Source organism: uncultured Algibacter sp., from assembly GCF_947495675.1.
In the GTDB taxonomy this organism is placed as follows: Bacteria; Bacteroidota; Bacteroidia; order Flavobacteriales; family Flavobacteriaceae; genus Algibacter_B.
Genome location: NZ_CANLZX010000003.1, coordinates 107,535 through 122,021, shown reverse-complemented (window position 1 = coordinate 122,021; position 14,487 = coordinate 107,535). Strand labels below are relative to the sequence as shown.

The 14,487-nt window shown below is 30.1% G+C and carries 15 protein-coding genes; 8 read left to right on the top strand and 7 right to left on the bottom strand.

The annotated features are described in order from the left end of the window. The first annotated feature begins 121 nt into the window (after positions 1-121). The 4 genes from Q0842_RS03145 (at position 122) to Q0842_RS03130 (ending at position 3,260) form a co-directional block, all read left to right on the top strand. Positions 122-1,093 carry a histidine kinase gene (locus Q0842_RS03145; RefSeq protein WP_298494239.1) on the top strand — a complete coding sequence of 324 codons (972 nt, stop codon included), beginning with the start codon at positions 122-124 and terminating at the stop codon, positions 1,091-1,093. Next, complete coding sequence (locus Q0842_RS03140; RefSeq protein ID WP_298494237.1) at positions 1,090-1,779, top strand: LytTR family DNA-binding domain-containing protein; 690 nt, start codon at positions 1,090-1,092, stop codon at positions 1,777-1,779. The genes Q0842_RS03145 and Q0842_RS03140 overlap by 4 nt, the downstream gene beginning before the upstream one ends. 96 nt (positions 1,780-1,875) lie before the next feature. Beyond that, on the top strand, positions 1,876-2,367 hold the full coding sequence (locus tag Q0842_RS03135; RefSeq protein WP_298494235.1) for a hypothetical protein: 492 nt from the start codon (positions 1,876-1,878) through the stop codon (positions 2,365-2,367). 113 nt (positions 2,368-2,480) lie between these two features. Continuing rightward, a complete protein-coding gene (locus Q0842_RS03130; RefSeq protein WP_298494233.1) occupies positions 2,481-3,260 on the top strand; it encodes an amidohydrolase in 780 nt (259 codons plus the stop codon). Between the two features lie 53 nt (positions 3,261-3,313). Here the strand turns inward: Q0842_RS03130 and Q0842_RS03125 are convergent, their stop codons facing one another. Together Q0842_RS03125 and Q0842_RS03120 are read right to left on the bottom strand one after the other, a co-directional pair. Beyond that, positions 3,314-4,918 (bottom strand): Ig-like domain-containing protein, encoded by a 1,605-nt coding sequence (locus Q0842_RS03125; RefSeq protein ID WP_298494231.1) that lies wholly within the window; start codon positions 4,916-4,918, stop codon positions 3,314-3,316. Positions 4,919-4,980: 62 nt separating this feature from the next. Then, the gene (locus Q0842_RS03120) at positions 4,981-5,658 is read right to left on the bottom strand and encodes a ComF family protein (protein ID WP_298494229.1); all 678 of its coding nucleotides are present in this window, start codon (positions 5,656-5,658) and stop codon (positions 4,981-4,983) included. Positions 5,659-5,738: 80 nt separating this feature from the next. On the opposite strand from Q0842_RS03120, the gene Q0842_RS03115 reads away from it, so the two are divergent. Then, positions 5,739-7,280 (top strand): glycine--tRNA ligase, encoded by a 1,542-nt coding sequence (locus tag Q0842_RS03115; protein WP_298494227.1) that lies wholly within the window; start codon positions 5,739-5,741, stop codon positions 7,278-7,280. Positions 7,281-7,365: 85 nt separating this feature from the next. On the opposite strand, the gene Q0842_RS03110 is transcribed toward Q0842_RS03115, so the two are convergent. From Q0842_RS03110 to Q0842_RS03100, 3 genes are all read right to left on the bottom strand, one after another. Continuing rightward, positions 7,366-7,905, bottom strand: a complete 540-nt coding sequence (locus Q0842_RS03110) for a DUF3575 domain-containing protein (protein WP_298494225.1) — start codon at positions 7,903-7,905, stop codon at positions 7,366-7,368. 83 nt (positions 7,906-7,988) lie between these two features. Next, the gene (locus Q0842_RS03105; RefSeq protein ID WP_298494223.1) at positions 7,989-8,459 is read right to left on the bottom strand and encodes an Lrp/AsnC ligand binding domain-containing protein; all 471 of its coding nucleotides are present in this window, start codon (positions 8,457-8,459) and stop codon (positions 7,989-7,991) included. Between the two features lie 103 nt (positions 8,460-8,562). Next, positions 8,563-9,927 (bottom strand): saccharopine dehydrogenase family protein, encoded by a 1,365-nt coding sequence (locus Q0842_RS03100; RefSeq protein ID WP_298494221.1) that lies wholly within the window; start codon positions 9,925-9,927, stop codon positions 8,563-8,565. A 111-nt stretch (positions 9,928-10,038) separates the two neighbouring features. Here Q0842_RS03100 and Q0842_RS03095 point away from each other — a divergent pair, with 111 nt between their 5' ends. Further along, positions 10,039-10,452, top strand: a complete 414-nt coding sequence (locus Q0842_RS03095; RefSeq protein WP_298494219.1) for a DUF423 domain-containing protein — start codon at positions 10,039-10,041, stop codon at positions 10,450-10,452. Positions 10,453-10,495: 43 nt separating this feature from the next. After that, positions 10,496-12,112, top strand: a complete 1,617-nt coding sequence (pckA, locus tag Q0842_RS03090) for a phosphoenolpyruvate carboxykinase (ATP) (RefSeq protein WP_298494217.1) — start codon at positions 10,496-10,498, stop codon at positions 12,110-12,112. A gap of 114 nt (positions 12,113-12,226) precedes the next feature. On the opposite strand, the gene Q0842_RS03085 is transcribed toward pckA, so the two are convergent. After that, the gene (locus Q0842_RS03085) at positions 12,227-12,976 is read right to left on the bottom strand and encodes a uroporphyrinogen-III synthase (protein ID WP_298494215.1); all 750 of its coding nucleotides are present in this window, start codon (positions 12,974-12,976) and stop codon (positions 12,227-12,229) included. Between the two features lie 21 nt (positions 12,977-12,997). Continuing rightward, positions 12,998-13,645 carry a DUF4271 domain-containing protein gene (locus Q0842_RS03080; protein WP_298494213.1) on the bottom strand — a complete coding sequence of 216 codons (648 nt, stop codon included), beginning with the start codon at positions 13,643-13,645 and terminating at the stop codon, positions 12,998-13,000. 118 nt (positions 13,646-13,763) lie between these two features. Here Q0842_RS03080 and Q0842_RS03075 point away from each other — a divergent pair, with 118 nt between their 5' ends. Continuing rightward, the gene (locus tag Q0842_RS03075; protein ID WP_298494211.1) at positions 13,764-14,486 is read left to right on the top strand and encodes a polyprenol monophosphomannose synthase; all 723 of its coding nucleotides are present in this window, start codon (positions 13,764-13,766) and stop codon (positions 14,484-14,486) included. The last annotated feature ends 1 nt before the right edge of the window (position 14,487 follow it).

The window sequence follows — 14,487 nt, the reverse complement described above, 5'->3', positions numbered from 1 at the left end:
GAATTAATTTTACAAACAACAGACTTAAACTAACAAACAACATTTTGGTTGTTTGTAATTACAAAACTGACTTTTGTACAGATTGTTTGATGGTTTTAGCTTTTCTAATTACTTTTAAAAAATGACTTTTATTAATAAAAACACATCTCGAATTTTAGTGCATATTCTATTTTGGATGCTATTTGTGTTTGTGTCATTATTTCTGTTTTCAGATTTTTATTGGAAAGAAAACCCTTTTTTACAGTATGTTTCACTTTTAGTAGCTATTGTTTACGTTAATAATTTTTTTCTGTTACCCTTTTTTGTTAGAAAAAAACTATACGTTTTATATGTTTTTGTATTTGCAATTATTTCATTTTTTGCTACTCAATTATATTGCTATGCTTTTGCACAATGTGGTTGTAGTATACCTAAATGTTTAAGCGACTATTTATGGCAAACTCTTGTGCCGCTAATTTTTTTCTCTTTTGTTTGGATTTTATACCGGTTTATTGATGAACAAGAAGAAGTTATAAAGGTTAAAAAAGAACATGCTGAAATGGAGTTGAAATTCTTGAAATCACAAATAAACCCGCATGTTTTGTTTAATAATTTAAACACTATTTACTCTTATGCATTAGAGAAGCCTAATGAAACACCAGAGCTTATTTTAATGCTGTCGGATAATTTAAAACACGTGTTGTATGAAAGTAACGAGAAAACTATTTCTTTAGAGAAAGAAGTTTACTTTATTGATAATTATATCAAGTTTCAAACTCTAAGAACAGAAGGTGTAAAGCATATTAATTACAATAAATCAATAGATTCTTTTAATCATCAAATAGCGCCTTTGTTATTAATTACAATTATTGAAAATGCTTTTAAACACAGTACATTACACAGCGAAATAAAAGTTAATATTAATGTAGAAAAAAATATTTTAAATTTTAATTGTGAAAACACTTTTAATGTAAATAAAGTAACAACTTCCGATTTAAAAATTGGTTTGCAAAACCTTGAAAAACGTTTAGAACTTATCTATAAAGATAATTATGAGTTTAATATTAATAAGACTAATACTTTTAAAGTGGATTTAAAAATTAATTTAAAATGAAGTGTATTATAATTGAAGATGAAATTCCTGCACAAAGAATCCTTAAGAATTATATTTCTAAAATTCCAAACTTAGAAATAATTGAAACTTTTAAGGCTGCTATAGAAGCTAATTCATTTTTAAATTCTGAGTCAGTCGATGTTGTTTTTTTAGACATTAATTTGCCAGATATGTCTGGGCTAGATTTTATAAAAACTATTAAAAACCCTCCTGCAATTATTATGACAACTGCGTATGCTGAATATGCTGTTAATAGTTTTGAATTAGAAACCATTGTTGATTATTTGGTTAAACCTTTTTCGTTTGATAGATTTTTAAAAGCGATTAATAAAGCAAAAGAAAGGGTAGGGACTCTAAAAACTTCTTCTGAAGACAATGAAGAAACCATTTTTTTAAACGTAGATAAAACACTTCATAAAATTGTTCTAAATAAAATTTTATACATCGAATCTGAACGAAATTATATTACTGTTGTAACTGAAAACCAAAGATTATCTTACATAGATTCATTGAAAAACTGGAATGCAAAACTTTCAGAGAATCAATTTATTCAAGTGCATAAGTCTTTCATTATCAATAGCTCTTATGTCAATAAAATTTCAGGAAACACTATTTTTATAAAAGACAATAAAATTCCCATTGGCAGAACTTACAAACAAGAGTTGCTTAGTAAATTAGGAATTTAATTTATAAAATTATGTAAAGAAACTTTAAGTCATAATTAAGTTACTTTTGTAGATTTTTTGTGTCATAATAGTAGATAAATATTTTAAATAAGGATTATGAGAGTTTTGATGATTATATTGTTTGTTGGATTTGGTTTTATAGTTAATGCCCAAGACATAAATTATAATGGCGTTAAATATAAAATTAAAGACGATAGAATTTTTAAGGATAATATTGATGTAACTGAAACATTATCAATTGATGAAAAAACGTCAATACATGCTGCTTTTGATGAGAAAATAGAAAAATTAAAAAATACTGAAATCACTCAAAAACGTATTGATAAGGCTGAAAAAGAGCAGAAAAATGCCATAAAAAGTCAAAAAAGAGCCGAAAAGAAGCAGAAAAAGGCAGAAAACGAATTAAAGAAAAGAGAAAAAGCACAATCAAATTTTGATAAATCTATCAAAAAACATAAAGCTGCCACCAATAAATACGAGAAACTAAAAAAGAAAGGTAAGTTATCACCTCAGGATGAAGCTAAGTGGCTAGAGAAAATTGAAAAATATAAAGCAGCAACAGTAAAAGCAAAGAAAAGATTAAAGTAGTTTTTTGTTTAGAAAATAGTTACATTTAAATTCAAGGTAGTATAAATCATTTTTATGTTTTGTATTAAAGACAAAAAGTACTATTTTAAGTATTAGTATAAAATTGTTTTTAAATGCATAAACACCTAAAAATAGCTTTAATTCAAACAGATTTAGTTTGGGAAAATCCAGCTCAAAATCGCATAAATATCTCCAATAAAATTAGCGATATAGAAAAGGATACTCATGTTATTATTCTACCAGAAATGTTTGCTACAGGTTTTACCATGAATGCTTCAAAAGTTGCAGAAACCATGAATGGAGAAACGGTAAATTGGATGAAAGCATGGGCTAAAAAAGTAGATGCAGCTATAGTTGGTAGTTTGGTAATTATAGAAAACAATGCCTATTATAACCGATTACTTTTTGTAGAGCCTTCAGGTTTAATTTCTATTTATGATAAGCGCCATACTTTTACTTTAGTTGGCGAGCATAATATATATAATGCAGGAACAGAAAAAATAATTATTGACTATAAAGGCTGGAAAATTTGTCCTTTAATTTGTTATGATTTACGATTTCCTGTTTGGGCTAGAAACACTCATAATTATGATGTTTTACTTTATGTTGCCAATTGGCCAAAACCAAGAATATCTGCTTGGGATACTTTGTTAAAAGCTCGTGCTATAGAAAATATGTGTTATTGTATAGGTGTAAATAGAGTAGGTGTTGATGGTGTAAATAGTAAATATTCTGGACATTCTGCAGTTTACAATGTGCTTGGAGAACAGGTTACAGCATTTAAACCAAATGAAGAACAAATACTTGTAATTACCTTAGAGAAAAGGCACATAGAAGCATACCGAAGTAAGTTTAAATTTTTAGATGATAGAGACTCTTTTACTATTAACTAATTCAAATTGATTTTTAAATAGCCTTTTAACTAAAAAAGTAAATAACGTATGTTTTATTTAAACGTTAGTGTTTCTTGAATACCCCAATCTGCTCTAATTTCAATATCTTGAAAATGGCTCACTTTTTCAGGTTGTAATTTCTTTAAATAATTACCAGTATCATATTTTTGATTACCATTAGCGTCATGAATAATTCTAATAGAATACATACTAGGACTTAAATTCAAAAAATCTACAGTTTCAGCTTTATCAACATATTTTTCAGCTTTTACATTTCCGCTAGAATCTGTTAATTGAACTATAAGTGGGTAGGTAGCATTTACTAAAGTGAATCTTGCATAACCAAAATCAGAAGATTTTTGAGTTCTTAAACTGTAAGATAGTGTGTCTTTGTTTTTGTCTCCAAAAAAGTCCTCAAAGGCTTCAGGTAGTATTTCAATTTCATATTTATTGTCTTCGGTTCTATCAAATTTAAGAAAGTAGGTGTTTTTTATAGTATCAAAAACACTAGTAAAAGTAACAGCTGTCGAGTCTTTATCCATCATAATTACTTTTGATGCGTCAAAATTTAATAATGGAGTAGTTCCAGAAATTTTAAAGTCTTCGTTATAGCTAATACTGCCAGTAGGATCTGCTCCAATTAAAAGAGTATCTCTTTTCTGTTCGCTTATTCGTGCAGTAAATTCTTTTTCAAAATCATTTTTTGATACCCTAAAGTTTAAAGAGTCAACTTCTAATCTTGGTTTATACCAATAATTTAACGTGTCTGCTTTTGGGTCTTTAGTAATACGGTATTCAAATTCTGAAGGAGTTTCTGATATTATATCAATTTTCATGTTTTCAAAATCACCTTCGTAACCAAAAGCTATTTTTTCTCCTGAAATTAACCGAGGCCTTGTAGCATTAAAATCTTGTTCTTCTTTAAAAAGTTTTAGTGAGTATGAAGAATCGGTTGGCACTTCTATAAAACTTTTGTAAAAACCAATTTGATCTGTTTTTTGTTGAAACTTATTGTCACCATTTCCGTCCTTTAAAGCCATTAACATGTACTTGCCAGGTTTAAGGTTTTCTATTGAAAAAGTGGTAACACTATCTAAAGTATTAGTAATGTATTTAGGTGTTTCTTTATAAATGATAGAATCAGTAAATGTAGAATCTACTTCATATAATGCAACATTAACAAAAGTTTCAGGTTCTTTTTTTAAAGCATCAACAATGTTACCATTAACCGAAAGAGAATCTATATGATTACCCGTAGAAAGTACATAACGGTAGTAAGGGTATGGGTTTCCTTCGTTATTATCAGTTATACTGTTTCCAAAATTAAATGCATAAGTTGTATTTGGAGGAAGTGTGTCGTAAATTTTAATAGAAATATATTTGCTAGCTCCGCTTGTTGGTGTAACATCTGGTTGCGTTTTCATTGGAGGCGAAATAATCAGCTGTTTACTTAAATCTTTTATTTTAATATACTCATCAAAATAAACTCTTATTTCATCCCCTTTAAAATTGGTAGAATAATTTTCAGGTTCAGATTTTATAATACTAGGAGGTATCTCATCCTTTGGGCCGCCGCCTGGAGTTCCTCGATTAGCACAGCTTATAAAAACTAAACCAATAATAACAGCGAAAATAAAATTTGAAAGGGTCTTATTCATTAACAATTTTAATTTTTACAAACCTACATAAAATCAGCTAAAAAATATAACGCAAATTAGACTTAAGCTATTGCCATAGTTGCAATACTTATTTTAATGTTTTTAGATTGTTTTAAAACAGCGATACAAGCTTCAAGAGTTGCTCCAGTAGTAATAATGTCATCAACTATTAAAATATGTTTGTTTTCAATTTTATTTTGGTTTTCTAGAGTAAAAAGTTCCTCATTATTATTCCATCTAGCTAATCGCTTTTTATTTACCTGCGATTTAGTATTTGTTACCTTTAAAAGCACATCATCTAAATAATCTACCTCTAAAGCCTTGGCTATCTGATTTCCAAATTGAGCAACTTGGTTATAGCCACGTTTTTTAAGCTTTTTTTTGTGTAATGGAACAGGAATAACTGCATCAATATCTTTATAAGCATCAATGGTCTTTAATTCGCCACCTAGCCAATTACCTAATACAAAACCAATATGCTCATTATCCTTATACTTAAGGTTATGAATAAGCCGTTGTACATTCCCTTTTTTTTCAAATCTAAAAAGCGCTGTGCTATTTTCAACTTCAGCTCGCCCATAAAGCACATTTTTTACGGCATCATTATTATCAAAATGAAAATTTGTAACAGGTAAATCGTGTCTGCAGTCTAAACATATGGTGTCTGTATTCTCATTTAAGAGGTTGTTGCATGCATTACATACCTTAGGAAAGAATAAATTAACGATAGATTTAAGCATTGTATAAAAATGTAGTCTTGTAAACTTAATTATTTTTCACAAAAAGACGTTTGTTTTAATCGGTTTTTTATTTTTGCATCATGGCAAATCAAGATGATCAATTTAAGAAGGTAATTTCGCATGCAAAGGAATATGGATATGTATTTCAAAGTAGTGAAATTTATGACGGTTTAAGTGCAGTATACGATTACGCACAAAACGGCGCAGAATTAAAAAAGAATATACGCGACTACTGGTGGAAAGCCATGGTGCAGATGAATGAAAACATAGTTGGGATTGATGCAGCAATATTTATGCACCCTACAACTTGGAAGGCTTCTGGGCACGTTGATGCTTTTAACGACCCATTAATAGATAATAAAGATTCAAAAAAGCGATACAGAGCAGATGTTTTAATTGAAGATTATTGTGCTAAAATTGAAGCTAAAATTGAGAAAGAAGTAAAAAAAGCTGAAAAGCGTTTTGGTGAAGCTTTTAATAAAGAAGAATTTGTTTCTACAAACGGTCGTGTTGTAGGCTATCAAGAAAAAATAAATACAATACTTTCTCGAATGGCAAAATCTTTAGAAAATGAAGATTTAGCCGATGTTAAAGCACTTATAGAAGAGTTAGAAATTGCCGATCCTTTAACAGGAAGTAAAAACTGGACAGATGTTAAGCAATTTAACTTAATGTTTGGAACAAAGCTTGGTGCTTCGGCTGAAAGTGCAATGGATTTGTATTTACGCCCAGAAACGGCACAAGGTATTTTTGTTAACTTTTTGAATGTACAGAAAACAAGCCGCCAAAAAATTCCTTTTGGAATTGCACAAACTGGTAAAGCTTTTAGAAATGAAATTGTTGCAAGACAATTTATTTTTAGAATGCGTGAGTTTGAACAAATGGAAATGCAGTTTTTTATTAAACCAGGAACTCAAAAAGAGTGGTACGACTACTGGAAAGAACACAGAATGAAATGGCATTTATCTTTAGGGATGGGTGCAGAGAACTACCGTTTTCATGACCATGAGAAATTAGCTCATTACGCTGATGCTGCTGCAGATATTGAGTTTAAATTCCCATTTGGTTTTAAAGAGCTAGAAGGGATTCACTCAAGAACCGATTTCGATTTAAAAGCACATGAAGAGCATTCTGGAAAGAAATTACAATATTTTGACCATGAAGAAAATGCAAGCTATACACCGTATGTTTTAGAAACATCTATTGGTTTAGATCGTATGTTTTTAGCAGTTTTTTCAAACTCTTTACAAGAAGAAGAACTTGAGAACGGAACAACAAGAACCGTTTTAAAATTACCAAGTGTACTGGCTCCAGTTAAAGCAGCTATTTTGCCATTAGTTAAAAAAGATGGATTACCTGAAATTGCGAAACAGATAGTTGAAGAGTTAAAGTGGGATTTTAATGTTATTTATGATGAAAAGGATGCCGTAGGGCGTCGTTATAGAAGACAGGATGCTAACGGAACACCTTTCTGTATTACTGTAGATCATGACTCAAAAGAAGATGGTACAGTAACTATTCGTCATAGAGATTCTATGGAGCAAGAGCGTGTTAAAATTGAAGATTTACGTAATATAATTAAGCAAGAAGTCGATGTGCGTTCTTGGTTGATGAAGATGTAATAATAATTTCCTGCATAAACAGGAATCTTACCATATAAAAAAACCAAGCATTTAGCTTGGTTTTTAGTTTTTTATAGAATTTATATTAAAAACGGTAACCAACAGTTATACCAACTTTTCCAATAATTTCATAATCATATCGGTCGTTATTAAAAAGGTTTCTTCCAAGACCTAAACTTAATTCGCCAACAAATCCGCTACTAGTAACCCATTTTCCTCCCAAACCAATACCTAAAGCAAAATCGGTAATAGATTCTTTGGTTGTTGTATTGGAGCCAATTAGGTAATTGTATTCTTTTGTGGAATTCAGCATTCCAAATCCTTCTAAAAAAAAGCCTGCAGCATATTTTTTACCAAAATAAAAACGATAATAAGGAGAAATGTAATAATTAACATCGTCGTTAATGTCGTCGTCAAACGGCAGAAATACGTTTACACCAAATGCAGATTCTTCGTTAATTGTGCGCTCGTAAGTGAGATCGAAAGCACCAAGCACCAAATACAGTCCGTTGATTTTTACTTCATTAAAGTTTTTAGAGACATCTTTGTTTTCTGTTTTTTCTTGAGAAAACATAGATGCTGAGAATAACGTAGTAACTAGTAATACTAAATAAATTTTTTTCATTGATTTTTGATTAATAAGTTGAAAGGAATATTCGTCAATAAGTGTGCCGAGGATAAGTATTTGATTAATATATTTTAATTTTATTATATGTGCACCTGTCTGTCAATCTGTTGGTCTAGTGAAATAAGGGATTCTGTGCGTTGAACACCCTTTATTGTTTGTATTTTTTCATGAAGTAAACGCATAAGGTGTGCATTGTCTTTGCTTAAAAGTTTAATAAAAAGGCTATAGTTTCCGGTAGTGTAATGGCATTCTAAAACTTCTGGCACACGTTTTAAGGAACTAACAACATCGTCTGTATTAGCAGCTTTGTCTAAGTATATTCCAACAAATGCTAATGTTTTATAGCCTAAAACTTCATGATTAATAATAAATTTAGAGCCAGAAATAAGTTTCGTTTTTTCGAGTTTACGTAAGCGTTGATGTATAGCTGCTCCAGAAATACCAACATTTCTAGCTATTTCTAAAATAGGTGTTCTGGCATCTTTTGTTAAAGCACGTAGTATTTTTTTATCAATACCATCAATAGTTATGGTTTTTGCTTTTTGTTTCATGTTATTTTAAACTAAAACATAAAAGTAACTATTAGTTTTTTAATTGAAACCATAATTTGTATTTAGGGTTATTTATGTAAGCTCAAACTAACTAAGGTAAATACTAATTATTTAAAGGGTTGTACCCCAAATAAGGCACTTCTTTTTCATGAAAAACAATACCGAATTCCTTTAATTCTTTTAAAATAGGTTCATAAACCTCTTTGGAGATAGGAATTTGAACACCAGGTGTTTTTATAGTCCCATTTAATATGGCAAGTGTAGCTATAGCAACAGGTAAACCAACAGTTTTTGCCATGGCTGTATAGGTTTGGTCTTCGCCAAGAACAACCAAATTGGCATCTATTTGATGTTTTTTGCCATTCAATTCGTAACCAAATTTATGGTACATAACTATCATGTCTTTATCGGTTTTAGAGAGTGTCCAGCTATCCATTAATATTTTTTGTAGAATTTGTGCTGGCGATGCTTTCTTGAGTCCTACAGGTTTATTAGGGTTAAAAATATCCAGTTCTACAAGTTTATCCCAAACTACATCGTCTTGATCAATTTTTAGTTGATGTCTTAGTTTTAATTCAACAGAATCCGATGGACTGTAAGGTAAAAATGCATTAATAAAATCACGATAGCTCATGTTTTCACTATCATCGATAATGTAGCTGTCATCAGTCATACCTAAAGTCACGAAAATGTTCCAAGCACGACTAAAACCTACACGACGCATTGTACCACGGTAAAGTGTTTTAATGTTTTCTAATCCATATACATTTTGATATTTTAAAGAGTCTCTGTTTGCATAGACTTCAAAACGACCAAAATTATCAATTTCTAAAAATTCAGTACGCCTAAATAAACGGTTGTATGGAATGTATTTATAAGCACCTTCTTGTAGAAATTTTGCAGCACCACCTTGTCCAGCAACTACAACATTTCTGGGGTTCCAAGTAAATTTGTAGTTCCAGAGATTATTATCACTCTCAGGAGCCACTAAACCTCCTGTAAAAGATTCAAACAAAATAATATTACCTCCTTTATCTCTAATTTTATCTAAAACTTGCATAGCACTCATGTGGTCTATACCTGGGTCTACACCTATTTCATTCATTAAAATGAGGTTGTTAGCAATAACATCATCATTTAAGGCTTGCATTTCAGGGCTAACATATGATGCTGTTACCATATGTTTTTTGTGTGTAATACAATCTTTGGCAACTTCAATATGAAATCGTGCAGGAAGCATAGACACCACAATATCTGCTTTTTTTATAGCATTGGTTCTTGATACTACATCAAAAACATCTAAAATTATAGCCTTAGCATTTTTATGGTTACCAATTAAGTTATTGGTATGTTCAATATTTAAATCGCCTACAGTTAAAAATAAATTTTCTGAAATAGATTTTTCTAAAAGATATTTTAATAAATATGAAGTAGATTTTCCAGAACCAATGATTAAAATATTTCGCATATTGATTTATGTTAAGTAATTTTGTAATAACTAGTAAAATGCTGAAAACACATTCAATTTTACGAAATTATTAAATATTAAAAGTATTTATTGAGAATAATTTATATAAAAATGAATAAAACAATTTTAATTACGGCTTCTTTGTTAGGGGTTTTAAGTGTTATTTTTGGCGCTTTTGGTGCTCATGCTTTAAAGGAATTAATTCCTTTTGAATCTCAACAAACTTTTGAAACCGGTGTACGTTATCAAATGTATCATGCGCTTTTACTATTATTTGTTGCTAGTAGTTCAGTAATAAAACCAAAAACAAAAAAAATAATATATTATTTAGTTTTAGTTGGGGTTGTTCTTTTTTCGGGTTCAATTTATGGCTTAGCTGCAAATGAGTTATCTAGCTTTAATTTTAAAACGATTGGTTTTATAACTCCAATTGGTGGTTTGTCGTTAATATTAGCATGGATTTTTATGTTTGTCGATGTCTTGAAGATTTCATCTAAAAATATAAGCAATAAGCGTGTACTTTAAATATTTGTTTTAATTTAGTATAATAATCAATTTTACATAATTTATGGGAAATTACGGTCAATTTACGAAAACGATTTCGTTAGAAAAATATGGTATCAAAAATGCAATAGTAAATTATCAATTATCACCAGATGAACTTCATGATATTACGATAGCAAAAGGACTAGGTACCGAGGCATCTTCTGGTGCTTTAGCAGTTAATACAGGTGAATTTACAGGACGTTCTCCTAAAGATAGGTTTATAGTTAAAGATGATATTACAAAAGATCGTGTTTGGTGGGGAAATGTAAATATTCCTTTTGAACCTGAAAACTTTGATAAATTATATAATAAGGTAGTTGATTATTTATCTGAGAAAGAACTTTATGTTAGAGATAGTTATGCTTGTGCAGATAAAAATTATAAGCTTAATATTCGTGTAATTAATGAATATCCGTGGAGTAACCAGTTTGCGTATAACATGTTTTTGCGCCCAACAGAAGATGAGCTAGAAGACTTTAAACCAGAGTGGGTTATAGTTAATGCTCCAAGTTTTATGGCTGTTGCCGATGAAGATGGAACCAGACAACATAACTTTGCTATTTTAAATTTCACTAAAAAGATAGCATTAATTGGCGGCACAGGTTATACTGGCGAAATTAAAAAAGGTATTTTTTCTGCCTTAAACTTTATACTTCCAGTTTTTAAAAATACCATGCCTATGCATTGTAGTGCTAATGTTGGTAAAGATGGAGATACAGCCATATTCTTTGGCTTGTCTGGAACAGGAAAAACAACACTTTCAACAGATCCAAATAGAAGTTTAATAGGTGATGATGAGCATGGATGGACAAACGAAAACACGGTGTTTAATTTTGAGGGTGGTTGTTATGCTAAAGTGATTAACCTATCAAGAGATAACGAACCCGAAATATATGATGCTATTAAAAAAGGTGCCATTCTTGAAAATGTTATTTTAAATGATAAAGGTGAGGTGGATTTTGAAGACACATCCATTACTCAAAATACAAGAGTAAGTTACCCAATAGATCATATAGAAAACATTCAAACACCATCTATTGGTAAAAACCCTAAAAACATTTTCTTTTTAACAGCCGATGCTTTTGGTGTTATTCCACCTATTTCAAAGTTAACTCCTAGCCAAGCGGCTTATCATTTTATATCTGGTTATACAGCAAAAGTTGCAGGAACAGAAGCAGGCGTTAAAGAGCCTATGCCTTCTTTCTCGGCTTGTTTTGGTGCACCTTTTATGCCTTTGCATCCTTCTAAATATGCAGAAATGTTAAGTAAAAAAATGATTGATGCAGGAGTAAATGTATGGCTGGTAAATACAGGTTGGACAGGAGGTCCTTATGGTGTTGGTACTAGAATGAAACTTAAGTATACGCGAGCTATGATTAATGCTGTTTTAGATGGCCACTTAGGGCTTTATAATTATGACGACTATCATATTCATTCTGTATTTGGTGTTGCACAACCTAGATCGTGTCCTGGTGTGCCAACAAGCGTATTAAGTCCAAGAGCAACATGGAATGATGATGAAGCTTATTATAAAATGGCTTTTAAATTAACTAATGCGTTTAGAGAAAATTTTAAAAAGTATGAAGCCCATTGTAGTGAGGAAATAAGACGTGGTGGGCCACAACGCTATGGTTTTTAAAGCAAATAGATTTAGTTCTCTTAATAAAGCAGCACCTATTAATGGTTAATATATTAAATGTAAAAAGGGATGATTTTTTAAATCATCCCTTTTTTTATATCATTAAACAAAGCCTTATTTTCCTTTGTTAGCTTTTTCAATATATTTTTGTAAAGCCATAGTCATTGAAGGTGTTTCAGGTGTTGGTGCAGCAATATCTACACGTAATCCTTTTTCTTCAACAGCTTTAATAGTGGTATTTCCAAAAACAGCTATTCTAGTTTCATTTTGTTTAAAATCTGGAAAGTTTTGAAATAACGATTCAATTCCCGAAGGGCTAAAAAACACTAAAACATCGTAAGAAACATTAGCTAAGTCAGATAAATCGCTAACTACTGTTTTATAAAATGTAGCTTGTTTCCAGTTTACACCTAATGCATCAAGTGTTTCTGGTACTGCAGGTTTTACTTTATCTGTATTTGGTAATAAGAATTTTTCGTCTTTATACTTTTTAATTAAAGGTGATAATTCTGTAAACGTACGTTTGCCAACATAAATTTTACGTTTTCTATACACCACATATTTTTGAAGATAGTAAGCTACTGCTTCAGACTGGCAGAAGTATTTCATTGAGTCTGGAACTTTAAATCGCATTTCTTCGGCAATTCTAAAAAAGTGATCTACAGCGTTTCTACTTGTTAAAATAATAGCAGTATAATCACTTAAATCAATTTTTTGGTGTCTAATTTCTTTAGCAGACACGCCTTCAACATGAATAAATGGTCTAAAATCGATTTTTACACGTTGCTTTTCTTGTAAATCGAAGTAGGGCGAGTTCTCTATTTTAGGTTCTGGTTGAGATACTAAAATGGTTTTCACTTTCATAAGCGCAAGTCGTTTATACTTTTAATCTGAAATAAACACCTTATATAAAATGACATAGGGTGCGATTTCGAGAGCGCAAAGATACAAAATAAAATAAAATAAGTTGTGTTTTATTAAACTTTGATGTGTTTTAAATGAACTAATTAAACCAATAATGTTAATAATTAATAATACGGAAATTATACCGTAAATTAAAGGTAATGTGGGCTGGAAGCTATAAAGTAATAACGCATTTACAGGAAGTAATAAAAGCCCTAAATAATTTTTAAAACTAATTTTTTGAAAAACATATTGGTCTATAAGCTTATCTATTTCAAAAAGGCTACCAATTAAGCGCTCAGTAAGTACTTTAATTAGTATAAAAACACCTATGCTAAAGGTTAATTTAAACATAGTATTTCCTGAAATATTTTGGACACTTGCATAATGTTTAAATACAATAAAACAGAATACAGATACTGATAAAATTAAATTAGTAAATAATAAAGCATCAAACTTGTCGAAAAATTTCTGATCTCTAGAATAAATCTTAAGATACTTATCGTTTGCTAGTACCATAATAAAATCATCAAAGCGTCTTGGCGCAGTTAATTTAGCTAGGGCTACTATTACTAATCCTAGAACTAATAAGATGGTAAATATTTCGTTTGAAACTATGTGACGAAGCATGGCATAAAATTATTATAATTTTTAACATTTGGGTGTATTATTAGGAAATATTTAAAATAATTAAACACTGATTAATGTACATTTGCAAAAAATAAAAAGGATTTCAATAAAAAAGAATATGCTTGATTCTGTTGTAATTATACCAACATATAATGAGATTGAAAATATTGAGTCTATAATAAGGGCTGTATTTTCTCAATCTGACGAAATCCATATTCTTATTGTAGATGATAATTCGCCAGATTTAACTGCTTTAAAAGTTAAAGCACTTCAAGAAGAATTTCCAAAAAAATTATTTTTAGAATTAAGAGAAGAAAAATCTGGGTTAGGTACAGCATATATTCATGGTTTTAAATGGTGTTTAGCTAAAAGCTATAATTATATTTTTGAAATGGATGCCGATTTCTCTCATGACCCAAAAGATATTATAAAACTTTACAACGCCTGTCATATAGAAGGTGCAGATATGGCCATAGGTTCAAGATATAAAACGGGTGTAAATGTTGTAAATTGGCCCATGAATAGAGTGCTAATGTCTTATTGGGCATCTAAATACGTCCGATTAATAACAGGTATGAAAATTCATGATACTACTGCTGGTTTTGTATGTTATAAAAGGCGAGTACTTGAAGCGATTGATTTAGATGCTGTAAAGTTTATAGGTTATGCATTTCAAATAGAAATGAAATTTAAAACCTATATTAAAAAATTTAAAATTGTTGAAGTTCCGGTTATATTTACTGATAGAACAAAAGGTGAGTCTAAATTGAGTTCTGGAATAATTTCTGAGGCTATCTTTGGAGTTATTTCAATGAAGTTGAAAAGTTTATTTAAGAAATAAA